The sequence below is a fragment of the Pectobacterium brasiliense genome (assembly GCF_016950255.1).
In the GTDB taxonomy this organism is placed as follows: domain Bacteria; phylum Pseudomonadota; class Gammaproteobacteria; order Enterobacterales; family Enterobacteriaceae; genus Pectobacterium; species Pectobacterium brasiliense.
The window spans coordinates 324,631-350,774 of record NZ_JACGFN010000003.1 but is presented as its reverse complement, the minus strand read 5'-3'; the positions used below and the strand labels follow the sequence as shown (position 1 = coordinate 350,774).

The window sequence follows — 26,144 nt, the reverse complement described above, 5'->3', positions numbered from 1 at the left end:
ACAAAGGCAAAATCGCGCGGGTGCTGGCCCCAAAAGGCCGGGCCAGAAAAATCGGGTGCAACGCACCCGACAAAACAGTCATATTTTCCGAGGTGTCAGCTTAGATTTTGCCAACCAGATCCAGAGACGGAGCCAGCGTAGCCTCGCCTTCTTTCCACTTGGCTGGGCACACTTCGCCTGGGTGAGAAGCAACGTACTGCGCCGCTTTCACTTTACGCAGCAGGTCAGAAGCATCGCGGCCAATACCTTCCGCCGTGATTTCTACCGCCTGAATGATGCCCTGTGGGTCAACGATGAACGTACCGCGATCGGCCAGGCCTTCTGCTTCGCGCATGTTTTCAAAGTTACGCGTCAGCTGGCCGGTTGGGTCACCGATCATGGTGTATTTGATTTTGCCAATGGTTTCAGAGCTGCTGTGCCACGCTTTGTGCGTGAAGTGGGTATCGGTGGAAACAGAGTAGATTTCCACGCCACGCTGTTGGAATTCGTCGTAATAGTCAGCGACATCACCCAGTTCGGTCGGGCAGACAAACGTAAAGTCAGCCGGATAGAAGAAGAACACGCTCCATTTGCCTTCGATGTTCTTCTCAGTCACCTCAATGAATTGACCGTCTTTGAAAGCCATGTTTTTGAATGGTTTAACTTGGGTATTAATTACTGACATCACTTTATCCTCATGTGTTTTCGCATGTGGCTAAAGTACAGAAATGTGATCACTATCACCAATCCGTTGTCTTTATCGAATCAATAAGTAATACCTAACTTGACGCAGAATCAGGGATACGTGACCTCCATATTCTGGTCGCCGATTCTGACCGTCTTGAAGCGTGGCGTAACAACCTCAACCTCACCGTCCTTAATCAGCTCAATCAGTTGCTGCGTACCTATCGCACCAAACAGACTGGCTGCAATCTGCCACTGCCCCTGTTCATCTCGAGCAAGGATCTTGCCACCGCCGCCCCAGCCCACCCGAGGAAAAATGAGCACTTCGTTATGGCCGTCACCCGTCAAATCAATCGCAAAGAGCAAGCAAGCCTCCTCTCTGCATCGATTACCAAAATTATCACCCTGCAACAGGCTTTCGACCCCGTCTTCCAACGGTCCCACCCATTCGACCTGAACGGGGCGGACTTTTGCAGGACGTCCCTGCAACCGATCGCGCAGTGCCTGACGCCCTGTCTCATCCAGTATCCGGTCTTGCTTCAATTCTTCAGACAGCCAGGTAAACTGCTGCCTGCCCGCCGTCCCTAGCTCATCGCGCAGCGCCCACAGGTCAAAATCATCGACCGGCGTTTTCCCGCTAAGCAGACGCTGAACCTGATTTCTCGCACTAAACGCTTCTGGGTTTAACACCGGCGTATGCAGCAATACCATCAGAACGCAGGTGACAGCAGCGAGCAGCGGATTGCTCGTGCGCAAATTCCCCAACCAGACGCCAGAGCGGCGGATGACGGCCCATACCATCGCCAGGCTATAAAGCATCGCGATCGCCACGACGAAGATCGACTGAAAACGGAAAGGCGTCAGGCCATACTGTTCGATGCGCAGCCAGCTGGAATAGCCCGCTAAGCCAACTAAAATCGGCAAGCACATCACACTGGCGCTAACCAGCCGGCGTAACACTACCGGGTAAGCGCGGCCTTCGTTATCATCCTGAGACGTGCAGTTAATCAAAAAGAGGTTTACGCCCATCAGGCATAACAGAATGACGGTGGAACGGCCGGTATTCCATATCGGTTCCAGACCGCTAAAAGGCAGCGTTAACGTGAAAACCACCGTGATCAGCGCACTAAACGGCAACAGGAAACGGCACGCCGATAGTAGAATCCCGCGCAGCAACCCGACTACGGTTTCTTTGGTCATTCCGATATATATGCCGAGAGAAAACACCATCGGCAAAAGCAGCATATAGAATCGGTAATGACTGAATACTTTACTTACCTGCCGGAATCCCAACATGTTGAACAGCATGCCGCACAGCACGAGCAGCAACACAACGACCAGAACGAGTAGCCAGGCCAACAGCACAGTAAAAATATTGATCCAGGCGTGTTTACAAAGTGCGTCATAGGACGGCCATCGCCCTTCACGGTCTGGCCAACTGCAAATGAAAGTACAGCAGATATAGCCGAGGAGGATGCCACACAGCACCCAGGAATCCAGCAGCCGGAATAGTCCATTTTCGAAGAGGACCCAGCCGCTGATAGCGGTCATCAGCACGGTCAGCACGCCAGCCAACAGCCACGTCTTTTTCACAAAGAGAGTGCGTTCCAGCAATTGCAGACTGATGCCGCCAACCACCGCCATCGTTATGAGCATTCCCTGAAGAGCGCCCTCTTTCATTTCCAGCGCCGCGACAAGGAGCAGCCCCTGAATCAGGCCAATAGCCAGATAAAACTTTAACGATGGGGAATGGGCGGACATGGTAAATCCTTTTGTCGACGTACGTCACATGTCGGGCGGTGGTGTAGACACGTTTTCACCACTCGAATGATGTGGGGTAGCAAGGTGAAAATAGTGCGAGCAGTCTACAAGTAAACGCTTCGGGTATCACGCTTCGGTGACAAGTTTGCAACACCATGTTTTCCTGTAATAACACCACGAGAGGATGCGCTAAAATTTAACGCATTCAGAATAGTCAGATCAAAACATTAGCAATGAATATAATTCAATGGAAATAATATTAAAATAAAACATCACTAGAATTAAATAATAATAAGCTCAGTAAAATAGCGCGCCATATATATCAACACGGGCTATAAATCTATTTCAACATAACCACAAAGAATTAAAGTTATTTAACTCAATTGCCGATTTTATACTAATGCCCATATCGCGGTTTGTCTGAGTCTTATGGCTACAGCGCGCAGACGCTGTATTCCGCCATATGGTATGAGTAAGGATAAAAGACTGTAGCCTCAGATGAAAATACATGGAGTTTTTCAAGTGAATACAAAGAAAGTATTGTTATCGTCTATTGTTGTAACAGCACTGTTAGCGTCAGCTGCCGCCAATGCAGGACCGAAATTTAACGTAACGTTTAAGAATTTAGCTTCGGCTTCAACTGATGTCGCTATATTCTCGCCAACAACAAGTGCGGAAATTTTCTCACAAGCAAACGCATCTCCTACACCAGTGAATGTAGTATCTGCTAAACAGTCAAATTCTTATACGATCTCCAGCCCATACAACGATGTGAGTTCAATGCACGTTCGCTACAAGATTGGAACCAAGGTCTGTCAGTTTGATATGACCTATACTGTGAAGTATGTTCTGGGAAATAAAATCCCACAGTGGACGAAGGGTACAACGCCAAGCAACGGTGCTCGATGCGATCTGCGAGTTACTTATGCCAATATCAATACTCATGATTCGGATGTTGAAATCACAATGAGATAAAACAGCTCAGTGTGCAACAACATGAGTTAATCGGATAAGCCAACCTTCTTGCGTGGCTTATCCTTTAAATACCAGTCTGCTACCTGGAAACCTGAAGATGATTAATTTAAATAACCTTCCCGCCACCAAAAGCATTGATGTTAGAGACACGGCAAAAACAAACACATCTGCGGTAACAGGCAGCACGTCGAACAAACCGACGTCATCCGTATCCTCCGATGAGTCAATAACTAAAGATAATAGCAGCGTATCGTCGCTAGCCCGACAACTGAGTAATGCCGCTGCACATGCAGAAGAAAGAGATACCAGCAACAACCGCAGCAAATTGGCGTCGTATGCTCATTCCGTTATTGAAGAATTAGTCGGTGTCAGCTACATAAACAGCCAAAAAACACATGCTGAAGAATTGCCAGATACAGATGATCCAGAATTACTTGCTCGTGCCAAACAGGCCAATGACTTCGCTAATGGCCGCGGTACGAACCCATTTAAAGGGCTATCTCGCGATCAACTCGCGCTCATTGCTTATGACGACAGCAACACCTTTACCGTCAACGAACGCAGGGCGGCGTTAATCGAATCAAGCGAGCAGGAAAGCGCCTGGAGCCATTGGGTAGTGTTAAAAAGTAAGCAGGAATGGAATGCTGGGGAATTTAAACAAACCGAGTTCTTCAAACTTGTTCTGGAACACTATGAAGGCTTGCCGTTAATCGAACAGGTACAGGCTCCCGCCAACTACGAATCTCGACTCAAACATCTAATCGAAATGGATTACAACTTTGTGACCGGCGAGCCAGGGAAAAATGCAAACCCGCTGAACAATCTGTTCGACCTGCTTTTACCACGTAATATCCCAATGGAAAGCAATATTACCGCTGCGGGAAAGGCTGAATAAGCAAAATCAATAATCCTACCATCGCTAATTTTCGAGGCGGGTGTTCAGGGGAAATAAACGGCAGCATGTGCTAGCGCCCCTAATACCCACTTCTGCATCAAAAAATAGAAACCGACATACTCATCATTATCGTTTCTAGTATCCGGCACATGCTTAAGCCGATAATTACGGAATCTGTACTTCACCCGCCTCTAGCCCGGAGATTTCGACGCCCTGTGCCACCGTTTTCCCTAACGTCACGTTGATTTTCTTTGACGGTGTGTCAGCAGTCGGACGGTAAACCACGTAGGCATGACCATTCTCATCAGTCTGCACAGCCTGTGCAGGCACCGCGATACCGTGCTCATTACGATAGACAATAATAGCCAGCCGTGCGCTCATCCCCAGTCGAATATTTTGCCTTAAATCCGCCAACGGCGTATCAAGTGACACCACCACATCATAATAAGCGCCGCTACCTGACATCTCAGCGGCATCGGCCTGCATATCAATCGACGCAACCTTGCCTGTCAGAGTCTGCCCGGCAAACCCATCCCCGGTCACGTTAACCGCCATCCCCTCTTGCAGTTGATGCAGATCCGTCTCTTCTACCCGAGTCGCCACCTGAAAACGGTCCTGAGCAATAACGCCAAACAGCGGCGCTCCCTGACTGACCAGCAAACCAGGGTGGATGACTACAGGTTTGCTGTTATCAGGCGTAGCCGGGCGCACCACAAAACCGCTAAACGGAGCCTTGACGGTCTGTCGTTCAACCTGAGTAGCCAGCGTTTGATAGCGCACCTGTGCGTTGGTCAACTCCATCTCCGCAATCTTACGATCCTCACCGTTCCCACGCGCCAGCACAGTTCGCAGCTCCTCTTGTGCTGCGATCAGGTCCTGCTCCTGCGCATGAATTTGCTGCTTTAACGTATCAACCTCCATACGCGCAACGATGCCACGTTCGAACAGCGCCTGTGTATCCCGAAGATTGGCTTGCGTATTGCTAAAAGTAGACCGGGCTGAGCTTACCGCACGCCGCGCCCGTGATACCTCAGCGCTTTGCTCCCACTGCCTGAGCGATTGTACCTCGCGCTGAGTCTTGAGCACTTCGGCCTGCGCCTGACGTAGCTGAATCTCGATTTGCCCGGGGTCCAGTATCAGTAACGTTTGCCCTTGCTCGACTCGTTGTCCCTCACGTACCAGAACCTCGCGGATAATACCTTCAAATGGAGCCGCCAACGTTGTCTGCTTCGCGGCCTGAATGCGTCCAACCAATCCTAATTGATTCTCCAATAATTGGGGTTGGACAGATAACCATTGCCCCTGAGGCGTACTTTCCTGTTCATTCGTACGCCCTGCCAGCAGCCAAATGAGCATGCCAAGCACCACGAGCGGCAACAATACAATAAGATGACGCCGGCGCAGTTGAGACCAAAAGTGATGTCTAATCATTGAGTGCGATATCCCAGCTTTGTAATGTGGTGCCCAGCGTCTCATCCAGTTCAGCCTGCGCATTGAGGTAGCCGATCAGAGCATTAAGACGGGCATTTTCTGCGTTGCGTAAATCGTTCTCGAAACTCAGCACCTGAAAGTTACTGGAACGCCCAACCGTGAGCTTTTCTCGTTCAATTTCCAGCTTGCGGCGCGACAAATCCCGGGCACGCTGGGAGATCTCGAACTGCCGCCAGCGCGTACCGATATCACGCACCGCATTGGCGACATCGCGTTCAAGTTGCTGCCTGACTTCATCCAGCTGAATGTGCTGATTACGCACATTGACTCGCGCTTGCACCTCCGCCTGACGGGTACTGAGATCGCCGATAGGGATCTCCACCTGAACACCCACATAATTCTCCCAGGTTCGTGAGGTGCTGCTCTGTGCTGCACGGTCACGCACCTGACTCGCGCCCCCGATTAGCGAGACATCCCATAGGCGATCGTTACGAGCCACCGCCAGACCGAGTGCCGCCTGCTCGTTAGCGATGATCTGTGCGAGATAAGCCGGTCGGGAGGCTTCGGCCTGTTTCAGCGCCTGAGCGGCATTGACATCAACGCGCTGTGCCTGCATCGATTCCGTTGCCACAATCAGCGTATTTAAATCCAGTGCCAGAAGTTGCAGCAACGCAAGGCGCGCGGTATCCAGCTGGTTTCTGGCTTCCTCATGCGCCAGTTCCTGTGTGGCAACTTCCGCTTCGGTTTGCACAATTTCAAATTCAGCCATGCGCCCTGCGGCAATCATCGCACGGTTAACCTCAACCAGTTCGCGTGCTCGTGTCAGCGCATCACGAGCGATTTGCAGTTGCTCCTGCGAGCGCAGCAGTTCCCGATAGGCGGTGATAATCTGGGTAATCGTCTGTGAAACGGTGGATTTCAGCGTCAGACGATTTAACTGCTCAGTCAGTTGCGCAATCTGAACGGGTGCGGTCGTGACATCTTTACCGGCACCGCGAAGCAAAGGCTGAATCACCGTGATGTTGGCTCCATCATTACGTGACAACCCCACACTATCAGCCTGCGTGTGGCGGTAGGTCCAGCCCAGGCTAAAGCGGGTGCCATAAGGCGTGAGCAGTGTCGACGTCGGCGTTAGATTGCCCTGCCGATAACGATCGCTTTGATTACGATTGGAAAGGTAGCTGCCCGTCAGCGACAGCTTGGGAGTAAAACGATCCTCCGCAACACGAAGATCAAATTTCTGCGCGATACGATCCAGATAGGCGCTGCGGATCGCGCGATTGTCACGTAATCCAAGATAAATCGCATCGCTCAGCGTAAGATCGATAGTTTGTGCATTCAGAGATGTACTGACTGCCACCAACCCCTGCCGCGTCGCCTGAGAAGGATTCAAAGCCGTTTCTGCATACCCTTGATGGGCAGAAAACAAAATCAGTAAACACAGGATAGATTTACGCATCGCGTAGCGCCTGTACGGGTTCGAGCCGAGCCGCAGTCATTGCTGGGTTAAGCCCAAAAAACAAACCAATCGCCAATGAACTGCCAATGCCAAGGGGAAGTGACAATATCGAAAGTGAAAAGGTGGACCAATCTGAAAAAAAGACAAACAGCCACGCCGCCGCAACGCCACACACCGCCCCGATCAGGGCTCCACAAGCAGACAACACAACAGCCTCCAGCAAAAACAGCCCCGCAATATCACGCGGTCGCGCGCCCAATGCCATACGAACACCAATTTCACGGCGCCGCTCGGACACATTCATCACCATGACGTTCATCACCCCCACCCCACCCACAAGCAGGGAAATCCCTCCCAGCCCCGCCAGCAGCCATGAAAACATCCGCGACTGCTGCGCCATTCCCTCCAGTAGCTGCTGTGGGATTTGCACAGCGATATCAAGCTTCGGCATCAGAGGGGTCAAATAATCCTTTAACTGTGAACCCGTTTTCATCAGCGTATCGCTGCTGCTGTTGCGTGCAATCACGCTGACGATTTGTGGAGCAGGCATGACACGGCGCATACCTGAGATAGGCATCAGGATGGAGTCATCAACCGAAACGGGAACCAGAGGATTACGCCCCTGTAGCTGAAGGATTCCTACAATCTCAAACAAGTATCCACTCACCTGCACGCGCTCACCTAAAGCAGCTACGCCCCCCTGCGATGCCCACTGTTCGGCAACATTCGCCCCCAACACGATGTAGGTACTTTGCTCATCGAAATCACTCAGGTAGCGGCCCTGCGCAAGCTTCAGCTCTAATACGTCCGACAATTCCGCTCTGCTCCCCACCACCATAGTGCTGAGTGAACGGCCGCGCAGCCGCGCCTCGGTGGAGGTAACAATTAACGGGGTTGCCGCCTTGATATCAGGCAGGTTTTTTCGCAAAACGGGGATATCCAGGTCAGCAGGAGCCGAACTCATTGCATGATTTCCCACCCGATTCTGAACGGTGGCGACCAACAGATCGCTCCCCATTCCTCTGAATACCCCCATGGCTTCGGCTTCCGCATTGTGGCCAACGTTAAGCAAAGCGACAACGGAGCCGCATCCCACGGCGATCCCCAATAGGGCCAGCACAGCACGCCGACCAAGAAGAATCAGGCTGTTCAACGGCTCAAGCAGACGCTGTTGCAGTGAAGGGCCATAGTGGTATCGGCGCACCTGACGATCTTTCATCCGTGAACGAGAATCAGGCATGATTCACCTCATGGATTCGACCATCTTGTACCTGAATGCGTCGGGTCATACGGCAAGCCATGCCTTCGTCATGCGTCACCATCACGAGTGTCGTCCCCTGCTCGCGGTTCAATGCCAGCAATAGCGTGATGATGTCATCGGCAGTTTGGCTGTCGAGGTTGCCAGTAGGTTCATCCGCTAGCAAAAGTGCGGGTTCACCAACCAGTGCTCGCGCAATGGCCACCCTCTGACGTTGGCCGCCAGACAGGTCGGCTGGCCGATGGTGGGTTCGCTCGGCAAGACCAACGCGCGCTAGCTGTACTTGCGCGGCTTGTCGGGCAGCCTGCCGCGAGACGCCACGATAGGTCAAGGGAAGCGCAACGTTGTCCAACGCATCCAGGCGCGGCAGTAAATTAAAACTCTGGAAGACAAAGCCAATGACTTGATTGCGCACGATCGCACGATCATCAGCACTCGCCTGAGACATATCTTGCCCAGCGATCAATAAACGGCCAGATACGGGCTGATCGAGTAAACCGATGATGTTGAGCAAGGTGCTTTTGCCGGAACCCGATGCGCCCACGATCGCACAACTTTGTCCGGCAGGAATGGACAGTGAAATATCGTGCAGCACCGATTGAGAGGAAGCACCGGTACTATAGAGGTGTGAAATACCTTGTAAACAGATCAGATCCGTTATTCTTTCATTAGACATCCTTGCCTCTTTGCTGATCCCCGAAAGCATTACAGTAGTCGAATTATCCTACTGTTTGCGCTTTAGGAAAAGCGGCCTAAGGCGCTTTCTCCATCATTGGTTAACCCGCTCATGAGTTTTCAATGAATGAAGGTACCCTTTATAGGCTTATGCTCATACTCACGTTACTGCAACAAATTCTGCCACCAGCGCCGGATACTTGTCTCGCTGGTTTCAGCAGCACGTAGGATATTGATGATAACGACCACAACAACCGAGGACTTTACTGGTTTTACTGTGCGATAGCCAAAGTGTTAGCGCACCGATTGCAGAACGTTAATGATGATGTTTAACAGGAATTCCATTTATCCGAAGGATAATGTCGGCGTTTAATGAAGCAGGATGAAATATCAGACAGTGATAAAACTGGATGTCAGATTAAGAAAAAGGGGAGTAATGACGAAGATGAAGAATTTTGGAGCGGGAAACGAGATAAGTATTTCTCGCTCAATCGGCTGATTCAACAAGGATTTTCGGTACACCTTGTTGGTTGACTGTCTATATTGTGTACTAGGTTGGGGACGTTGGCAAGGTGTCGGTAAATTATATTTTATCTTCCAATATGACTTTTTTCGTAGTGGTCAATTTTTGATCAAACACCCAAGAAAGCAAGTATCTCAATATTTCGTGATCATTTATTATTAATTTCCAATTAGGATATGAAATTTTATTTATTAATTAATAACAGTCTATTATTATGTCCCTTGATTCAATCATAAATAATTTTAATGTTTAGTAAAATATTATTATCTATAATACGAAGATGATATTATTTCAAGAGAAATCTAATATCTACATCAAATTAAAATCGTCAACAATCCATTTAAATCTCCGACATCTCATTTCACGAATTAACATTAGTTAATAGATAAATTTTATTAATTCTTATAGCCTAGTTCATATCTCATTCTCTTGATTATTTGGTTTCTTACTTCAACTAACTCGGACCCTAATTCCATAATTTTAACCTTACTGGGAGTATCAAAATCAAATTGACCTGTAATAAATGATTCAAGAGTCACTGTACTTCTAAGTTCTTCGAGCATTTGAGGTTGCAAGCTCATAATTTTATGATAAATACCTTCAAACTGGTCTAATAACTCTGTGAGCGAGTCCGAACATACAATACGAAGGCTGACCAACTCATTTGTAGCCTTTTGAAATCCTTCATTTATTCCCTTGGTAAAATTCTGCATTACTCTTTGATACTCAACGATTGACTCAGGAGAGCTGTTTGATTGATACAGTTTTAAACTCGCAGCCGGAAGTGTTTCCGAAAGGAATTTATCGTAGTCCTGTCCTGCCAGCTTGGCTGCTGCCTCCATTGTTTTGAAGTAGGATTGATACTCCGTTTTTCGAGTATCAAATAACTTTTCTTCACGCTCCCTTATCATCTTATATTTATGGAGAATAAATGGAAATAGTCCCGAAGATAACAGCATCATAAAAGCAGGGATTATATATTTAGGCTCTACCCATGCCCCATATAGATTACAGGATTCATTTACAATCATATATTCTCCATAAAAATCGACACTCAACCTTATCTAAAAAATAGAAGAAAATCCGTGAAAAAAAATAAAAAATAGCCGTTTCTATGACTATTTTTTATCCCATCCAATAACTTCTCCGTTTTCTATAGTAATTCTTAAGGCATAACGGCCTTTTCCAGTTTGATTATACTTCCAAACTTCTTTGACTTTTGTTTTAAAAACTTTCTGGTCAATATCTAATGGTTTACCCAAAGAATCCAATAATTGCTCTTTTGATTGCCCCTGCCAAAACATTCGTTTCATCAACCTATCTACGAGAGCAGCGTCACCGTATTTATTCATGAGTTTCGCTCGCCTATTCTTATTATGGAAGGCATTTAACACTACAAAACCAACAATTAAAAATATTACCCACCAATACCATTCCATACATCTGTCTCCTTTTAGGTATAACGCCTGAATTAAGCAACGTCGAAATGCAGCATCGACCTGAATGATTTCACTAAAAATTTACATATTAAAGGATTTTCTTTGGTCAGCACGGAGTAATTTTGTGCTGAAATATGCCTAAAATATTCTGAACGCTGCGTCGTTTTGGTCTCGCTAGCAGACAGAAATTATAAATTAACTGGCCTATTATATTCTACCATAACCCTGCTTCACAAACCGCTCGTGCCCATCACCAATCTATCATTTTAGCCAATTGCAACATCAGCGCTAGTCCTGTGCATTTCTGTTGCAGAGCTGCAAACGCTTGCACTTCCCAGCTTAATCGTGACATAGGATATCCCCCATCCTCAATAACCTCTGTTCTCAGGCACACGGCGATTTACGACACCGATTTACCGTGCCACACTATTAAAAATACCAGCACACCGGAGCAGTTAGGATATCGGTTATACACTCAGTGCAGTTGCCAGCATCAGCAGGGTAACCTCTTCAGGCAGAAAGCCTGCCTCAGGTATAGGTTCAGTCCTCTTCTGATGAGTAGGTTTATAAGAATTGGCTCAAAAAATGTGTGTCAGATGACAGGTAATGCCAGAGCCCTCGGAAGCATAAGGGCTGTCGCAGGCCGGTGACCGCTTTGTAGCGAGCCTCACGATCACAGTTCTGACGTGTAGGGTCGCTATATTGCAAAAGGTAGACGCTCTACAGAGGTAAGCAGTACTCCCAAGCTGCCAGTCTGGAAACGATTGTCTCCCCCCTAGGAACAGCAGGTTCTCGGCGAGTGTTCGTATATGGCGGCGACCCGGCGCAGGTGGCCGGACACAAGGTACGCTGGCTAGTGTGTGGCTTCACAACTACCCAGCTACGCTGTCAAGCCCTTCAATTGTGATTTGATATCGAGCTTGAAGAGCGCACGACATCCATGCACGCTAGTAAAGCCGTATACAGGGTCTATCCTTAATTCTTAGCTCGTCGCAGTGGGTAGGCACAATGAGATCGCCCCACAGTACTAAACAACCACAGTTATCGTTGTGGGCACAGTTCGTGACGAGCAGCGCTGGAAGATTGCTGAAGGAGTTCGTCATTGCAAAGTTCTTTTTGAAAAACCTCCTTGTCGCACTATGCTTGCTGCATCATATGGCGAGCTTTCGGAAATATTTATGCGAATTGCAACAGTGGCGAACGTCGAAGAGGCGATTGAACTCGCCTCGAACCTCAAGCGTGAGGGGAAATACAACTGGTTTCGCGGCCAAGTGCGGGCTGATTGGATGCCATCATCGTCAATGGAACGGAAGCTGAAATATGGCGCGAAACTGGACGACCTCAACAAAGATATTGCCCGTTTCCTTGATTGGGCACGTCTTGTCCCTGAATTGGCGTACCTCGCAGACACCGCCAACCAAAATTCATTGTTCGCAATACTACAACATTACGGCTACCCGACAACTTACATCGACTTCACCACTGATCCGAGCGTCGCCGGATTTTTCGCATCGGATACGTCGCAGCAACTCGATGAAAGCACAGTCTCAGCAATCTTCTGTCTTAACACCGAACATCTTGTCAACTTCTACAAGGAACACGCAAAGTTTATTGGTGCGGATATCAAGGTCGAACCAGTGTCAGTTGATGTCAGCAATCTATGGCGTCTTCAGGCTCAGCACGGCCACTTCCTATATGTAAACCACGATTGGTATCGCATATACGACATGGATCGAATTGAATTTCCATGGACTGGGTTACCTGCGTATCCGCCTCGACATCAAATTTATCCCACACAAAAGAGCCATCTTGAACAACTCCTCGACGAATTTAAAGTCTTAGAACAGCGGAGAAGAGGGCAAAAATACATGCATAAGATGATAGATGATCTAATCAGGAAAGGGGTAAAGGTCAAGATAGCATCGTTGATCAGCGATCCGGCAAGATACGAGAAGTCGGTGTTTGCCAAAGCACCAGTGCAACTCGAAAGCTGGAGCAAGGCGAAGCTTTCTCCATGGCTCTTGGAGCGTCAGGAACAGTTCCATGACGTAGTGGGAAATAGTATCGACATCCGTGTTCGGTCTGGGCTCGGTGCACCTTCCGCTCATTTGCAGGTCAGAACCGCATTTCTTGGCGCTCTGTCGCGAGAATCAGGCTTGCGGGCCCGTGCAACGGTTTGGAAAGTCGATGGGCTTGTGGGGCAATTGGAAGTCGACCAGTATCTATGCGCAATTCAATCCGCATGGAATGGCATGCGAAATCTGCCCTACAAGGACGACGATATCGCCGAAGCAATGGGGGCACTTACGCAGTTATTCTTAATTGGTAATTGCGACTCAATGGTGGGGCACATTAGGAACAGCAGCTTTAAGAAATGGATGCCCGATGCTTTTGAGATCGAATTTGGAAACGACATTTTAAATACGATTTCACGCGCCTCTTGCAGCGGCGATGCGCTCTTCCAATGTCTTGATTCGAGCTGAAGAGACAGTTGTAAGGACCAGAAGATGGTCTCCTCCGCTCACGGGGCGTTCTACTCCTGTTCAAAGCCAGACTGCATGTTTGAATTCGAAGCATTCGCTAGACTTTTTGCACGTCAAATAATCCCAGCCCAACTCGCTCAAAAGAGGCCAGTCATCCTATTCAACCCCGCTAAGCTGGATTTCGTCGGTAATCCTTAAATCAAATCAATAGAATAAGCATTTTGCTTTCAGATGCTGCACCGTGCGGATCTGAATATTCAAAGACAGCAGATGACTGGAAAGCCGCTCTGCAATTTTTAGTCGGTCATGAACCGTCATTATGGCAACCGCCGGCCTGTCGGGCCAGCGTCTGCATTTCCCGGCTTAATCGTGACATATGCTATCCCCCATCCTTAATAACCTCTGTTCTCCGGCGCACGGCGATTTACGACACGGATTTACTGTGCCGCACTGAACAATACCTGCGCGCCGGAGCGGCAGCGGTTGAGGTATGGCGGGGATATCGGTTATGCACTCGGTGCAGCCGCCTGCATCAGCAGGGTAATCCCCTCAGGCTGAAAGCCTGCCTCAGGTATCGGTTCAGTTCTCCTCTGATAAGTGGGGTGATGAGAATTGACGCAGAATATGTGCGTCAGATGACAGGTCGTGCCGGAAAGCGCTGTGGCGCAAGGGCTGGCGCAGAGATCGTTAGCGGCGTCACTTGCAACGGCTTTGCGCCGTATGAAGTGACGCCGCTGCCTCATGAATACATTCGCTGAGGCAGCAAAAGGCCGCGGACGGTTGCGCCAGTCACTGGCGATAAGAGTGTAAACACGCATCAGCGCGTAAACGGATAGCATCAAAGCGGTGGCTTCACGAACAGGATGCAGCACTAAGGCGCGGAGATAAGGTAACTGCCGTTGCCGAAGCGAGCGCCCGCAGAATGGCAGCAATGGCGGGCTGGGTGCCGACCTCACAGGTTTGGCCTGCGCATTGCCTTGAAGGTCGCGGCAACATGGGATGCTGCGTCTCGCAGCGATAAAGCACCCATAACTTACTGCGTCAGCTTTACCGCATCAAGCGGCTAACGCGCTGCGCTTGTTGGCTCCCTAACGGATTCCCATTCCATAGAAATCCGTTAGGGAGCGCCGAGATCCATTCGTGCAAAATGTAAAGTTTCGTAAATCCCTGCTAAGTTGATTTTCAATCCGGCTTCCCTACCCTACCCCGTCCGCGCCCGGTGTTTTGATAGCGCGAAGGCCAGATCTCTTCAGGGCGCTTATTCAGCGCTTCGGCGATCAGGCGCTCGCCTTTCGGCCAGTGCCGCGTCAGCGCGTTTGCCAGCGTGGACGACGCCAATCCCGCCTCTCTGGAAATCGCCGACAATGTTGTTCCCTGTTTTCTTAAACTCGCAATGATATCTGCCGGATGCCAGTCATTACCGTCCATCTTCCCTTCCCCTATGCCGTTATCGCCAAATGTTCAGCACCTCTAAACAACTACGATGTTAAGTAATGCTAAACAGCAAGTCAATATCCAGCCACGGCGTTGACTATGCTTCCTGTACGGCTTAAATCCGCGCGGCTTAATGCGCATCTCACTCAAGAAAAACTGGGAATACTGGCGGGGATCGAAGAGGAAACCGCGCGTTCACGCGTCTCGCAATATGAAAACGGGATACATCGCCCGACATTTGAAATGATGTGCGCCTTTGCGAAGGTGCTGAATGTACCAGAAAGCTATTTCTATACCGTCGATGACAAATTTGCGGAAATTCTGCTCGATCTTTATCGCCAATATAAAACACACACCCTCTGATCCTTCTTTTTTGGCAAACCACGCCTGTTCAGGGACTCTAAGCAACTCATATGTAAAGCAATGCTAAACATGGCATCACTACGGATGATTAATGGTGCCAGTATGTTACCTACTCGCCTTAAAGTGGCCCGTTTACGTGCCAAAATGACGCAGGAAAAATTGGGCGTGCTTGCGGGCATTGAAGAAGCGACCGCACGGTCGCGCGTCTCTCAGTATGAAAGCGGCACACACCGCCCGACTTTCGAAATGATGTGCGCCTTTGCCCGCGTTCTTAATGTGCCTGAAAGTTACTTTTACACCGTCGATGACGGCTTCGCAGAACTCATCCTGAAATTATATGAAGGCGAAACCGTTCAGTGGAAAAAGGGATAAGCCGCTTAGCGCAAAATAACCTCGCGTAACAACGGCGAGCCCTCAGCAGGCCATATCCGACTGTTCGCCGCCATGCCAAACGCGCCGACGCCCTGCGTCGCTGCGGTTTTCGCCACCGGTTCCCCGGCTTCCCACCGATCCAGCCGGTCGGCCCATTCCTGCATCATCATCCGCCGCTGTTCAACGTAAGACGCATGGTTGTAGGCGGCGCGGATCTTGTTCGGATCGGCATGGGATAGCTGCACCTCGATCCACTCTTTCGGATAGCCGAGTTCGTTTAACGCCGTCGAGATCGTCGCCCGGATGCCGTGGCCGGTCAGTTGATCGGCATAGCCCATGCGCTTCAATGCGCCGTTAAGCGTGTTTTCACTGATGCGCTTTTGCAGATTGTTGCGGTGGGCGAGCAGGTAACGCTGCGCCGGGCGGTGTTTCTGCAACGCCAGAAGCTGCCTCACAATATCAATAGCCTGTGTCGGCAGCGGCACCACATACGGCGGCACGCCGTTACCCTCACGGCGCATTTTCACCTGCAACTGTTTGACCGATGCGGGCGGGATAATCCACAACCCGCGTTTGAGATCGAACTGGTCAGGTTCGGCAAGGCGTAGTTCGCCGGTACGTACGCCGGTCAGCAACAGCAGCCGTAACCCCTGTTTGGTCGTTTCCTGACCGCCGTAGTCGCGCAGCGTGCGCAGAAACGTCGGCAATTCATCCATGCGTAAAAAGGGATTGTGCGTCACCGGCGGTCGGGGCGCGGCTACGATATCCAGATCGCTAGCCGGATTGTAGCGCACGCCCTTTTCCACTTTGGCGTAGCGGAATAGCTGGTTCAGCCAGGTGCGCACTTTCTCAGCGGTGGTAAACGCCTTGCGCTGCTCTATCCGGCGCAGAACCGCCAGAATATATGATGGCTCCACGTCGAAAATCGACAGGTCGCCCAGCGACGGCAGCACATCTTTGGCGAAGATGCGATCGATCTGCGACAGCGTGCTTTGCCGTCCGCTCTCCAGACTCAGCGCCTTGAAGTCGCGCCACTGGCGGAACACCGCATCAAAGGTATTTTGCGTCGCAGCGTTGGACTGCTGGCGATAGCTGCGCGGATCGACGCCCCCGGCCAACTGCGCGCGCAGTTCGTCGCGCTGCTGGCGCGCCTGTTTAAGGGAAAATTCAGGATAGGAACCTAAGGAAATGCGCTGCTGTTTGCCCTGCAACGAAAAACGGAAGTGCCATTTCTTCGTGCCTCTGGCGGTCACGAACAGCGACAGCCCCTCGCTATCGTTCAGGGTGTAGGCTTTGCCGGTGGTGCGGGCCTGCCGGGCGACGGCATCGGTTAACGCCATAGGGGTTGCCTCCTTCAGGGTTGAAGAGAGGTGTACCGCGCACAGGGAAGCGACTCAGCAAACAATCCGCACCCGCCGTTCACCCGATTGTCGTGTACTAATTTGTGTACTACTTCGGCGTGGTTGACGGTGGTTTTCAGCGGATTTCGCTGGATGCTCAACAGAGCGATTACCCTGTTGAATCAAGAGGCTACAGACGTTAATGGACATCTATAGAACAATAATTGGAGCGGGAAACGAGACTCGAACTCGCGACCCCGACCTTGGCAAGGTCGTGCTCTACCAACTGAGCTATTCCCGCAGAGAATCGGATTTATTGTCTTTTACTTTCAGCAAAAAGCAAACTGTGCTGAAACTAAGACTGACCAAACCCTGTCAAATCACGTGTAACCTAATGAATTTAATCACTATTTACTAACAATATGATTCGACGGTCAGCATTATGTACCAATCAACTTTACGTGGCAAGCCCTTTTCACTGAAAACCTTACCATCCAGTTTTAACCAGCACCAACGCAGTGGAGGCAAAGCTATAGGCCCACCTCCACAACCAGACCGCCTGAAGTTAAGGCGGCCTGATATTTCATTGGCTTATGCGTATTAGGATTTTACGCTTTTCAACAACGTTTGCTTACAGATGTGTCCAAATGTGACGTGAGTAGAGACATTACCTCCCACACCAACACCGCTCTGAGCCGGGACTTCAATACGCCATGCACCCACATCGTAGGTTGTTCTCCACGTATTAATATAGCCCTGACTGTAGTCCTGGAACTGTGTCGTGTAATCAGCATAACAGTTATCCAATTTCACAGACCCAGAAGCGTTGCCGTTTGCATCAGTGATTATTCCGTGAGCATTGGCAGCATTAAACTCTAGCTCACCGTTGTTTTCTCGTTGGTCGAGTATAAGAATCGCCACAATATTGGGGATACCCGCGCCGGTGGAGTCCGCCATCGTCACTCCCCAGGTAACATCCCGATAGGCTTGCGTGGTCATAAAACCAAAAGCTGTCGGTGCAGAACTTGGGATACGCAGGACGGTACTTTCCCCCGTAACAGAATGGCTAAACCTGACAATTTTGGAGCCTAAAGTTAGCTTATATTTCTGAGACACCGTCGGTAATCTTGATGGATTAGGCAACACTCTCACCAAAATTTTCTCATTCGGCTGAGAAGGGATGATCGTAATTTCCTGTCCGGCATTACGGGTTGTCCAGGTATTACCACCATCAGTGGAAGACGCCAGTAACCAGTTATTATTTGTTCCACTTGTTATGCCATCAAAGCGAAGTAAAACATGCTGGCCACGGGTTGCGGTAAATACGTAGTAATCCGCATCAGAATCACTATCAGAGTTACCTTCAATTTCTCTAAGACTATCGGACAAGGGATAGGCTAAAGAGGGAATATCGTTCAGCTCATAAGCATCAACGTTCGTATTAACAATGGCACCAAAATTAAAAGCAGAACCATCTGCCGTATTGGCTTCCATAAACCAGTAATAATGCCCCGGTGGCGTTAAATCCAACGTAGCCTCATCAGCATTCCCCGCTTGGTTTGAATAATTAATTGCCGTCACATTATTCTGGCCATCATCCCGCATCAAGCTAAGCGCAATATCTGTTTCAGGGCTCATGCCTACGACGAAGGCGGTTGTCTTAGCACGCTGAGTGATTTCAAAGTGATAACAGGCGCTGCCTCCACTTTGCAGCCCGTCCAGCGTATAAATAGAGTTTACGGAAAGAGTCGGACACAGCGGGGTGAATGAGCTGTCATTGGCCAGAGCCTGACTGCTTGATAACGGCTTTTTTTGTGCGCTTTTTGCATCAGCCTGTGCAGCTGGTGCATTGGGAGCAATAACAACAACCCCCTCATTTTCCGCTTTGTGAAATTTATAATTACTTGCAGCATGCGCTTGTATGCTATTAGGAGCATCAAATACAGAAACCGTGCCTTTCTTTTGCAGTTTCCCAATATCCTTCACTTCGACAGAAACGCTGGTTTCAGCAATCGCTGACCCCATGCAGAACGCCAATCCGGCAGCTGCAAGATATAGATTTAAACTATGGTATTTCATCCCAATATTTCCTTATCCTTGAGGATTCTAAAATAGAACGCAGACTTATTATTTAATAATTAACGAATAGTGAACGTTAAGCGGACGTAGTATTACACCGACACGCTGTATGATCTCAATAAAATCTTACAAAAATATTTAAAATGAAATCTTTTAAATGAGCGAGTTAATTATTATCAAATATAATTAACTCGCTCATTGATAATTTACTCAATAATTATTTAGTACTCGCGACTAAAATCCACCTCGCCACGCAGCGTATCATCAGCCTGGAAGCGAACAAGATTCTCCAGAAATAATCGTCCCATTAGCCCCGGCACCATTGGCCCCGCAATGTGCGCCGTCAGCGTCAGATTCGGAGTGTTCCAGAATGGATGACGGTACGGTAGCGGCTCTTGCCTGAATACATCAAGCACTGCGCCCGCAATCTGTCCATCACGCAGCGCTGCCTGTAAATCATCATCCACCACGGCGCTACCGCGCCCGACATTAATGAACAGCGCCGAAGGCTTCATGGCAGCAAACAGACGGGCATCATAGATATCGGTGGTTGCCGCAGTATCAGGAAGGAGATTGATGACATAGTCGGCCTTCGGTACCGCAGCGAGTAACTCTGCTAAGCTCATGATCCGTCTAAAATCAGGCTGCTGCCTCGGCGTATTGACGATGCCATATAACTCAACGCCAAACGGCCGTAGAAAACCTGCGACCTCACAGCCGATCTCTCCCGCACCGACAATCAGCACGTTTTTATCCGCCAGCGATCCTGGTAAACGGTGATCCCAGCGCCGTTCTTCCTGACTGATTTGCCGTTCCCCCAGACGCAGTTCATGCCTGAGCATATAGGCAATCACATATTCGGCGATAGGCTGCCCAAACACGCCAACGGCACGACTTAAACGGTAATCACGCGGCAACTCATCAGCCAACAGCGGTTTGAACCCTGCCCAGGTCGACTGTAGCCACTTTGGTTTGGCTCCCTGAGCCAGCAATGCGGCAGCGGTATCAGGTTCACCAAGCCAAATCGGGCAGCTTGCGGCCTGCTCTGCCGTACCGTTCGAGAGCACCAGCTCAAGCTCTGGTGTCGCATGGTTTAAGACAGAGCCAATCTCATCGGCCCGCGAGTCCAGCAGCAGAATAGCGGTCATAAGCACGTTCCTTAGCAGAGTGAGGCACCTTCGGCCTCACCCCGATTATTATCTTCATTACGTTTACGATTAGGCAGAAGCCTGAATGAGCGACGTCAGTAGCGCGCCGCGCTTCGCTTCCAATTTTTTCACCAGTGCAGCGAGCTTTTTAGTGTTGCCCCAGATGAGATACAAAATATGTTCTATCACGGCGGGTTCCCGCATCCGCACTGCTTCAACCAGTTGTTCGAACAACGCATCATTCTCTAGCGCGGGCAACATATTCAACTTTAGGCTTTCTGTCGCATGGCTCAGACAGGCAACCAGCGTCGCCACGTTCTGCGCCGTCACGCTATGCTTATCAAAAAATGCACGAATGAAGGCATCCTGTACCGATTGATGCTCATCATCCACACTTTCCATGTAATCTTTGACGAGTGGGAAGTATCCCGACTCGGTCAGACCTAGACCAAATACCGCATAGCTTCCCGGCATACAGCACTTTTCGCCTTCCGAATCGGCGTACCATTCAAATTCTTCAATCGCAGTACGCGCATAATCCTCAAGAAGCGGATAGTTCGATGCATACTGCAACGCGTTAGCAAAAAAACGATGGGTATCTGATTTTGCCAGCCCCTTGATAGGAAGGTACTGTCGCACCGACGATTTCAGGATGATCTTGTAGCTCTTTGGGAAACCAAGCGTCAGTAAGCGCGTAATGAAAAGCAGAGCCTGCTCATACGCTTCGGCGCTTTCCTGACGAATACGAATCGTGATGGTAGAAAACACATCATTCGCCACGCATTCCACCGATTCGTTCTTCAGGTTAATCTGCGCTTTCTCAAACGTACCACTTCCCTCTTCCATCATGCTGATTGCACGCGGGTAGCCCAACTGCTTCGCGATATCCAGATATTCCAGCGCCTGAGACTTACTGTAGGAAGGCTCATAACGCAGGATCATGACTGCCGCATAGAGCACGAGCTCGACGGGGTGAAGCAGTTGTGAATCCTGCCAATCCAAACTGATTCCGGGTTTAAGGGTATAGATTACCGGTTGAAAGGACTGCTTAGGCTGGGGCACGTCGCAATACCGCAACAGAAATTGCGGCTCTACCCACTTTTTTAATGCGCCGACAATATTGCGTCGATGCTCTGATAATTCAGCCTGTCCTGAGTTTCGTTGCTGAATACGCTCAAACTGAGTCATGATCCAGCGGATATCCTGCGAGGGAAAGAGCTGTACATCAAGCAGGTGACGAGCCAGAAAGAACGTTTGCAGCGGCTCCGTCGGCGCACTACCGTGGGTAAGATACCGATCGGTATAGACGTGGATAGACTCAAGTAGCCTCTGTTTTTTCACCTCGTTGGTGAACGTAAATAGCGTGACCAGCAGGCGACCTTCGATTGCCGGGAACACGGCACGGAAACAAAATCGGTAGTCAATCAGCGCCGTATCGGCCAGTTTCTCAACTCGCTGCGCGATAGTCTGAGTCAGTGCCGGAATCACCTCTTCCTGTATTTGCGCGACGCTCAACGCGCCTTTGCGACTACCGGGATACAGCCCGTCGGCATCACGCTTCGACTCCGGGGATATCTTCGTGTGGCCCGGCGCATAATCCAGTATCACATCGTGATGGATGCCCGCCTGCAATGTCGTTCGCGATATAATCTCATCGAGCCCGTCCCTTTGCTCCTGCGTATCAAACCATTTGTTGATTGCCGCAAGCGACTCGTCCCGCATCGGCAGGTCGTCTTGTGGTGATACCCCGGTTTCGTTTGAATGCCTGTCCGTCATTTTTCTATTTTTCCTTATTATTTATCGCAGATGAAACATTGCCCCAAAGCACGGTGCTTGATGATGTTTACCACCCGCCACCTCCACCACCGCCGGAACCGCCTCCCGACGATCCCCTGCCGGAAGAGCCTGAACCACTGGAGCTGCCGCCTCCCCCACCAGAGCCGGAGCTCACCACCGTCTTTGACGAGGCGCTACACGCGCTATTGAACTGGGAAATACCGCCCCACTGCGTACTGGAGAACACGTCAGAGACCATTTGGTGGCTTTTCAGATACTGAGCAAACGTATTGGCCCAGGTTTCCCCCACGCCCAACGCCAGCGCATAAGGCAGCATACGTTCAAAATGCGTCACTTGCTCATCGGGCGGATACAGCGTCTCATAACGGCGCTCTTCTGCGGCGCGGAGGTACAAGGTCATCCCTTTGGCTACGGCCAGGCCATTCAGCCCTTTCTGGGTATGACGCGGGACAATGCAGAAGAACCCCAAACACAGTAACAGGCTTACCGATAAGGCTCCCTGATAGTCTGTCGACAGTTGAGACGATGTCAGTAAGCGAAACAGTCCGAGACCAAACGGCAGCGTAAAGAGAAACCCGGCCACCACCAGAAAAAGCGAGGCTTTACTTTTCTCACTATTCTTTAGCAGTGCGGAATAGCGTGCGTATTTCAGTAATTGCAGACACAGCATCATACTGAACAGAAGGAAAGGCATGCAGATAACCGTGCTTATTGCCGTCCAGAGATTGAAGAAAAAACCGTACAGCACTGGAACCAGCAGGCTTAGCGCAAGACCCACTCTCACGGCTCCTGCACTCGATAAAAACAGCGTCGGGTGCATTTTTTCATAATGCGCCTCTTGAGCCTTACGCGCCTTCTGCATTGGCACCGAACGCATACTGGTTTCCGTAATATCCAGTTTCTTCGTCTTGCCGGGAAACAAGGTGCTGAGGAGCTGTTTATCCTCAGGAGTCAGCTTCACAGACCCGCTTTCAGGTAAGCGAGTGAGCCACTGCTCTTCTCGCCTCTGTGTCATACCACTTCGGTTTTTTCTCGGCTTATGGATGACTTTTGTCAGCGCAATCGCACGCCTGGCAACCAGATCCAAGACATCGCTGGAGAAAGCCACGTTATCGTAGGTTCGTTGACAGAGGTAACGTACATAGCCGGGATAAATGCCATTGGGAACGCTATACAACGGCATGACTGCGGGTTTCGTTAAGCCAAGGGGGGTTATATGCTTACTCCACCAAAACAGGTAGTAAGCCACGATCAGAAAGGGAGGAAACCACAGTATCCCGCTTTTCAATGTGGGTGAGAGCCAATTCCCCAGCAGGGAATCCTCTTGCGGTGCAGGGGCGGAAGCCAGAATACTCCGTGGCCAGGTGTAGGCGACCGTTACACCTTCCCCCGGCTGCAGCGGCGCGAGCGTCTCGATACTGCCATCAGCCAGAATACGGGCGTTGTCACCTTTCCTGCCCACCGGACCGGTATAGACATCAATCGATTGCAGGCGTGTGTCTTTACCGCTGGCAGAGAGAAACGCGGCTTGCTCCGGCAGATACAGGCGAAAACGTACCTGATTTATTGGATAACTCCAACCGTTGCCGGTGACGTTCCAATACAGCTCATCCCAATCGGGAAAGCGGCTGAAATGGTTACTCACCTGATACTGAATACGGTAGCGATAGACTCCAGGTTGCAGTTGACGATCGGTGCGACCAATCAATACCTTAATCTGTTCGCCCGTTTGATCGATGCTGTAGCGTTCCGGCTCGCCATCTCGCAGCACCTGTGTAATCTGGTACGCCAGCCGGAACGTACTGCCATCCTGCCGATACCAGACCAGCGGAAGCGTGCGGAAAATCCCTCGCTTGATCTGCTCGCCGGTCGACTGAACCTGAATGGTCTCATCCACCAGCATGGTGCCATCCGTCTGGAAGCGAGCCTGCGAATCAAACAGCAAGATACGTTCATCAGCCGTCTGGTGAGCAGCCGTCGTTCCCGGCGCAACGCTAACCCCGGGGATAAACGTATTATCCAGCGCGTTTGCCTGAACTAAAACACTCCATCCAAGTAAAACCAGCCAGCCGTAACGGCGCAGCGCATCCATCCACCTTGCCATCACGTCACTCCATCCGTGGAACGTCACCCTCTGCGGGATTCTCCAGTTCAAAGAACGCTTCGGTTTTAAACTGGAACAGTTTTGCGATTAGCAAGCTGGGGAAGGACTCCACTTGAATATTCAAATCCCGCACCGTGGCATTGAAATAACGGCGAGACATCTGAAGCTGCTCTTCAATTTCAGAGAGCGATTGCTGCAAGGCGAAGAAATTTTGGTTGGCTTTCAGGTCAGGATAAGCCTCCGCCAGCGCAAAAAAGCGCCCCAGCGTCCCTGAATATTCCCGTTCATTCTGAGCAATTTGCCGCGTGCTGCCAGTCTGACTAGTACGCTGGCGGGAAATGGCTTCCAGCAGATCTTTTTCATGCTGCGCGTAGCGCTTGACCAACGTCAGAAGATTAGGGGCCAGATCGTGTCGGCGCTTTAACTGCACCGCAATACCGCTCCAGGCTTCATCTTTAAAACGTCGCAGAGATATCAATCGGTTGTAGGTAAAAATCGCCCAGATAATCACCAAACCAACCAGAGCTAAACCAAGATAAATTTCCATTTTAAACTGTCTTTTTGCTGTGATAGAGAAGGAAAATCAACGCGTTGGTATAAAGGTATGACAACGAATAGTACCGCATTCACGCGTCGTTGGTGACAGGAAATTACGCTGGTTTGGTTTTTCTCATGATGTAGAGAAGGCGTGATAAATCAGTCAATGACAATCCCACAGCACGGGGAAATCCGTGCTGTGGGATACAGCTAATCAGGCGTGCAGCGTGGCGTTATCAATGACGAAGCGGTATTTCACATCGCCTTTGAGCATCCGCTCGTAGGCTTCATTGATTTCGTCGGCGCGGATCAGCTCAATATCGGACACAATCCCGTGCTCGGCGCAGAAATCCAGCATTTCCTGCGTTTCAGGAATACCACCGATCATCGATCCCGCCACCGTGCGGCGTTTCATGATCAGGTTGAACACGTTAGGAGAAGGGTGCGGTGACGCAGGCGCACCGACCAGCGTGAGCGCGCCATCGCGCTTCAGCAGCACCAGAAACGCATCCAGATCGTGCGGCGCAGCAACGGTATTCAGGATTAAATCGAAGCTGCCCGCGTGCGCCGCCATTTCTTCCGCGTTACGAGACACCACGACTTCATTTGCACCCAGCGCCTTGGCATCTTCACGTTTGGATTCAGACATGGTGAACGCCACAACATAAGCCCCCATGGCATGCGCCAGTTTGATCCCCATGTGGCCAAGTCCACCGATACCTACGACACCGACCTTCTTACCCGGCCCGGCATTCCAGTGACGCAGCGGAGAATAGGTGGTAATCCCCGCGCACAGCAGAGGTGCGACCGCAGCCAGTTCCGCCTCGGAATGACGGACACGCAGCACATAGCGCTCATGTACGACGATCTGCTGGGAGTAGCCACCCAGCGTCCAGCCAGGCTCATCCGCCGTCGGGCCGTTATACGTGCCGACCATGCCGTCACAGTAGTTTTCTAAACCATCATCGCATTCTTCACAGTGCCGACAGCTGTCCACGATGCAACCGATCCCCACCAGATCGCCAGCCTTGAAGGCTGAGACATGAGCCCCTACTGCCGACACCCGCCCGACGATTTCATGGCCGGGCACACAGGGAAACTGTGTTCCTGCCCATTCAGCACGCACCTGATGCAGGTCCGAATGGCAGATACCACAGTACGCAATCTCAATCTGGACATCGTGGGCTCCCGGCGCACGACGGACGATCTGCAACGGTTCAAGAGGTTTATCGCCCGCATGGGCTCCATACGCATGTACAAGCATGGCTATTTCCTTTTCTGTTGAGAAACCGATTATGTTGAGAAACACGCTATACCCTAAATAATTCGAGTTGCGTGAAGGCGGCAACCGAGCGAATCCCCAGGAGCTTACACGAGTAAGTGACTGGGGTGAGTAAGGGCAGCCAAC

Annotated in this window: 23 protein-coding genes, 1 tRNA gene and 1 pseudogene; 7 read left to right on the top strand and 18 right to left on the bottom strand. The window is 50.4% G+C overall.

Features of this window, described 5'->3' with window-relative positions; translation table 11 throughout:
* Positions 1-100 precede the first annotated feature (100 nt).
* Positions 101-664 carry an alkyl hydroperoxide reductase subunit C gene (gene ahpC, locus H4F65_RS20955; RefSeq protein WP_010287114.1) on the bottom strand — a complete coding sequence of 188 codons (564 nt, stop codon included), beginning with the start codon at positions 662-664 and terminating at the stop codon, positions 101-103.
* A 110-nt stretch (positions 665-774) separates the two neighbouring features.
* The gene (locus H4F65_RS20950) at positions 775-2,424 is read right to left on the bottom strand and encodes a DUF4153 domain-containing protein (RefSeq protein WP_039320602.1); all 1,650 of its coding nucleotides are present in this window, start codon (positions 2,422-2,424) and stop codon (positions 775-777) included.
* A 522-nt stretch (positions 2,425-2,946) separates the two neighbouring features.
* Here H4F65_RS20950 and H4F65_RS20945 point away from each other — a divergent pair.
* Both H4F65_RS20945 and H4F65_RS20940 read left to right on the top strand, forming a co-directional pair.
* The gene (locus H4F65_RS20945) at positions 2,947-3,399 is read left to right on the top strand and encodes a hypothetical protein (protein WP_085996955.1); all 453 of its coding nucleotides are present in this window, start codon (positions 2,947-2,949) and stop codon (positions 3,397-3,399) included.
* Positions 3,400-3,496: 97 nt separating this feature from the next.
* On the top strand, positions 3,497-4,294 hold the full coding sequence (locus H4F65_RS20940; RefSeq protein ID WP_010287025.1) for a hypothetical protein: 798 nt from the start codon (positions 3,497-3,499) through the stop codon (positions 4,292-4,294).
* 165 nt (positions 4,295-4,459) lie between these two features.
* On the opposite strand, the gene H4F65_RS20935 is transcribed toward H4F65_RS20940, so the two are convergent.
* From H4F65_RS20935 to H4F65_RS20920, 4 genes are read right to left on the bottom strand one after another with little or no spacing between them, the layout of a single operon-like run.
* The gene (locus H4F65_RS20935; protein ID WP_010287026.1) at positions 4,460-5,725 is read right to left on the bottom strand and encodes an efflux RND transporter periplasmic adaptor subunit; all 1,266 of its coding nucleotides are present in this window, start codon (positions 5,723-5,725) and stop codon (positions 4,460-4,462) included.
* Positions 5,718-7,184, bottom strand: coding sequence for a TolC family protein (locus tag H4F65_RS20930; RefSeq protein ID WP_010287027.1), 1,467 nt, complete (start codon positions 7,182-7,184; stop codon positions 5,718-5,720). The genes H4F65_RS20935 and H4F65_RS20930 overlap by 8 nt, the downstream gene beginning before the upstream one ends.
* Positions 7,177-8,424: an ABC transporter permease gene (locus tag H4F65_RS20925; RefSeq protein ID WP_080727623.1), complete on the bottom strand. Its 1,248-nt coding sequence runs from the start codon at positions 8,422-8,424 to the stop codon at positions 7,177-7,179. Before H4F65_RS20925 ends, H4F65_RS20930 begins: the two co-directional genes overlap by 8 nt.
* On the bottom strand, positions 8,417-9,118 hold the full coding sequence (locus tag H4F65_RS20920; RefSeq protein ID WP_010283063.1) for an ABC transporter ATP-binding protein: 702 nt from the start codon (positions 9,116-9,118) through the stop codon (positions 8,417-8,419). Before H4F65_RS20920 ends, H4F65_RS20925 begins: the two co-directional genes overlap by 8 nt.
* A gap of 371 nt (positions 9,119-9,489) precedes the next feature.
* Between H4F65_RS20920 and H4F65_RS20915 the strand changes: the two genes are divergently transcribed.
* The gene (locus H4F65_RS20915; RefSeq protein WP_010283065.1) at positions 9,490-9,651 is read left to right on the top strand and encodes a hypothetical protein; all 162 of its coding nucleotides are present in this window, start codon (positions 9,490-9,492) and stop codon (positions 9,649-9,651) included.
* Positions 9,652-10,035: 384 nt separating this feature from the next.
* On the opposite strand, the gene H4F65_RS20910 is transcribed toward H4F65_RS20915, so the two are convergent.
* Entirely contained in the window at positions 10,036-10,671 is a 636-nt protein-coding gene (locus H4F65_RS20910) for a hypothetical protein (RefSeq protein ID WP_010283067.1), read from the bottom strand.
* An 87-nt stretch (positions 10,672-10,758) separates the two neighbouring features.
* On the bottom strand, positions 10,759-11,079 hold the full coding sequence (locus H4F65_RS20905; RefSeq protein WP_010283069.1) for a hypothetical protein: 321 nt from the start codon (positions 11,077-11,079) through the stop codon (positions 10,759-10,761).
* A 1,049-nt stretch (positions 11,080-12,128) separates the two neighbouring features.
* Between H4F65_RS20905 and H4F65_RS20900 the strand changes: the two genes are divergently transcribed.
* Entirely contained in the window at positions 12,129-13,562 is a 1,434-nt protein-coding gene (locus tag H4F65_RS20900) for an FRG domain-containing protein (RefSeq protein ID WP_146235401.1), read from the top strand.
* A gap of 219 nt (positions 13,563-13,781) precedes the next feature.
* Here the strand turns inward: H4F65_RS20900 and H4F65_RS20895 are convergent.
* A pseudogene (locus H4F65_RS20895) lies at positions 13,782-13,938 on the bottom strand (phage integrase N-terminal domain-containing protein); the annotation flags it as partial.
* 229 nt (positions 13,939-14,167) lie between these two features.
* Between H4F65_RS20895 and H4F65_RS20890 the strand changes: the two are divergent.
* Positions 14,168-14,320: a hypothetical protein gene (locus tag H4F65_RS20890; protein ID WP_155278065.1), complete on the top strand. Its 153-nt coding sequence runs from the start codon at positions 14,168-14,170 to the stop codon at positions 14,318-14,320.
* A 424-nt stretch (positions 14,321-14,744) separates the two neighbouring features.
* On the opposite strand, the gene H4F65_RS20885 is transcribed toward H4F65_RS20890, so the two are convergent.
* On the bottom strand, positions 14,745-14,990 hold the full coding sequence (locus H4F65_RS20885) for a helix-turn-helix domain-containing protein (protein WP_010283074.1): 246 nt from the start codon (positions 14,988-14,990) through the stop codon (positions 14,745-14,747).
* A gap of 105 nt (positions 14,991-15,095) precedes the next feature.
* Between H4F65_RS20885 and H4F65_RS20880 the strand changes: the two genes are divergently transcribed.
* Both H4F65_RS20880 and H4F65_RS20875 read left to right on the top strand, forming a co-directional pair.
* A complete protein-coding gene (locus H4F65_RS20880) occupies positions 15,096-15,359 on the top strand; it encodes a helix-turn-helix domain-containing protein (protein WP_010283075.1) in 264 nt (87 codons plus the stop codon).
* Positions 15,360-15,461: 102 nt separating this feature from the next.
* The gene (locus tag H4F65_RS20875; RefSeq protein WP_039320615.1) at positions 15,462-15,731 is read left to right on the top strand and encodes a helix-turn-helix domain-containing protein; all 270 of its coding nucleotides are present in this window, start codon (positions 15,462-15,464) and stop codon (positions 15,729-15,731) included.
* A 5-nt stretch (positions 15,732-15,736) separates the two neighbouring features.
* Here the strand turns inward: H4F65_RS20875 and H4F65_RS20870 are convergent, their stop codons facing one another.
* The 8 genes from H4F65_RS20870 to H4F65_RS20835 form a co-directional block, all read right to left on the bottom strand.
* The gene (locus H4F65_RS20870; protein ID WP_010283077.1) at positions 15,737-17,071 is read right to left on the bottom strand and encodes a tyrosine-type recombinase/integrase; all 1,335 of its coding nucleotides are present in this window, start codon (positions 17,069-17,071) and stop codon (positions 15,737-15,739) included.
* A gap of 225 nt (positions 17,072-17,296) precedes the next feature.
* A tRNA-Gly gene (locus H4F65_RS20865) sits at positions 17,297-17,372 on the bottom strand.
* 299 nt (positions 17,373-17,671) lie between these two features.
* Positions 17,672-19,150 carry a hypothetical protein gene (locus H4F65_RS20860; RefSeq protein ID WP_010283078.1) on the bottom strand — a complete coding sequence of 493 codons (1,479 nt, stop codon included), beginning with the start codon at positions 19,148-19,150 and terminating at the stop codon, positions 17,672-17,674.
* Positions 19,151-19,371: 221 nt separating this feature from the next.
* A complete protein-coding gene (locus H4F65_RS20855) occupies positions 19,372-20,298 on the bottom strand; it encodes a D-2-hydroxyacid dehydrogenase (protein ID WP_010283080.1) in 927 nt (308 codons plus the stop codon).
* Positions 20,299-20,367: 69 nt separating this feature from the next.
* The gene (locus H4F65_RS20850) at positions 20,368-22,074 is read right to left on the bottom strand and encodes a DUF6138 family protein (RefSeq protein ID WP_010283082.1); all 1,707 of its coding nucleotides are present in this window, start codon (positions 22,072-22,074) and stop codon (positions 20,368-20,370) included.
* 67 nt (positions 22,075-22,141) lie between these two features.
* Positions 22,142-24,199: a DUF2207 domain-containing protein gene (locus H4F65_RS20845; protein WP_039320600.1), complete on the bottom strand. Its 2,058-nt coding sequence runs from the start codon at positions 24,197-24,199 to the stop codon at positions 22,142-22,144.
* 4 nt (positions 24,200-24,203) lie between these two features.
* A complete protein-coding gene (locus H4F65_RS20840) occupies positions 24,204-24,746 on the bottom strand; it encodes a LemA family protein (protein ID WP_010283086.1) in 543 nt (180 codons plus the stop codon).
* 204 nt (positions 24,747-24,950) lie between these two features.
* Positions 24,951-26,000 (bottom strand): NAD(P)-dependent alcohol dehydrogenase, encoded by a 1,050-nt coding sequence (locus H4F65_RS20835; protein ID WP_010283088.1) that lies wholly within the window; start codon positions 25,998-26,000, stop codon positions 24,951-24,953.
* Positions 26,001-26,144 lie beyond the last annotated feature (144 nt).

Coding starts and splice junctions, on each gene's coding strand:
- H4F65_RS20925 (WP_080727623.1), bottom strand. CDS start 8,424: ATGCCTGATTCTCGTTCACGGATGAAAGATCGTCAGGTGCGCCGATAC.
- H4F65_RS20845 (WP_039320600.1), bottom strand. CDS start 24,199: ATGGCAAGGTGGATGGATGCGCTGCGCCGTTACGGCTGGCTGGTTTTA.
- H4F65_RS20855 (WP_010283080.1), bottom strand. CDS start 20,298: ATGACCGCTATTCTGCTGCTGGACTCGCGGGCCGATGAGATTGGCTCT.
- H4F65_RS20880 (WP_010283075.1), top strand. CDS start 15,096: ATGCTTCCTGTACGGCTTAAATCCGCGCGGCTTAATGCGCATCTCACT.
- H4F65_RS20950 (WP_039320602.1), bottom strand. CDS start 2,424: ATGTCCGCCCATTCCCCATCGTTAAAGTTTTATCTGGCTATTGGCCTG.
- H4F65_RS20840 (WP_010283086.1), bottom strand. CDS start 24,746: ATGGAAATTTATCTTGGTTTAGCTCTGGTTGGTTTGGTGATTATCTGG.
- H4F65_RS20835 (WP_010283088.1), bottom strand. CDS start 26,000: ATGCTTGTACATGCGTATGGAGCCCATGCGGGCGATAAACCTCTTGAA.
- H4F65_RS20870 (WP_010283077.1), bottom strand. CDS start 17,071: ATGGCGTTAACCGATGCCGTCGCCCGGCAGGCCCGCACCACCGGCAAA.
- H4F65_RS20850 (WP_010283082.1), bottom strand. CDS start 22,074: ATGACGGACAGGCATTCAAACGAAACCGGGGTATCACCACAAGACGAC.
- H4F65_RS20935 (WP_010287026.1), bottom strand. CDS start 5,725: ATGATTAGACATCACTTTTGGTCTCAACTGCGCCGGCGTCATCTTATT.
- H4F65_RS20875 (WP_039320615.1), top strand. CDS start 15,462: ATGTTACCTACTCGCCTTAAAGTGGCCCGTTTACGTGCCAAAATGACG.
- H4F65_RS20930 (WP_010287027.1), bottom strand. CDS start 7,184: ATGCGTAAATCTATCCTGTGTTTACTGATTTTGTTTTCTGCCCATCAA.
- H4F65_RS20890 (WP_155278065.1), top strand. CDS start 14,168: ATGAGAATTGACGCAGAATATGTGCGTCAGATGACAGGTCGTGCCGGA.
- H4F65_RS20920 (WP_010283063.1), bottom strand. CDS start 9,118: ATGTCTAATGAAAGAATAACGGATCTGATCTGTTTACAAGGTATTTCA.
- H4F65_RS20915 (WP_010283065.1), top strand. CDS start 9,490: ATGAAGCAGGATGAAATATCAGACAGTGATAAAACTGGATGTCAGATT.
- H4F65_RS20940 (WP_010287025.1), top strand. CDS start 3,497: ATGATTAATTTAAATAACCTTCCCGCCACCAAAAGCATTGATGTTAGA.
- H4F65_RS20885 (WP_010283074.1), bottom strand. CDS start 14,990: ATGGACGGTAATGACTGGCATCCGGCAGATATCATTGCGAGTTTAAGA.
- ahpC (WP_010287114.1), bottom strand. CDS start 664: ATGTCAGTAATTAATACCCAAGTTAAACCATTCAAAAACATGGCTTTC.
- H4F65_RS20905 (WP_010283069.1), bottom strand. CDS start 11,079: ATGGAATGGTATTGGTGGGTAATATTTTTAATTGTTGGTTTTGTAGTG.
- H4F65_RS20910 (WP_010283067.1), bottom strand. CDS start 10,671: ATGATTGTAAATGAATCCTGTAATCTATATGGGGCATGGGTAGAGCCT.
- H4F65_RS20860 (WP_010283078.1), bottom strand. CDS start 19,150: ATGAAATACCATAGTTTAAATCTATATCTTGCAGCTGCCGGATTGGCG.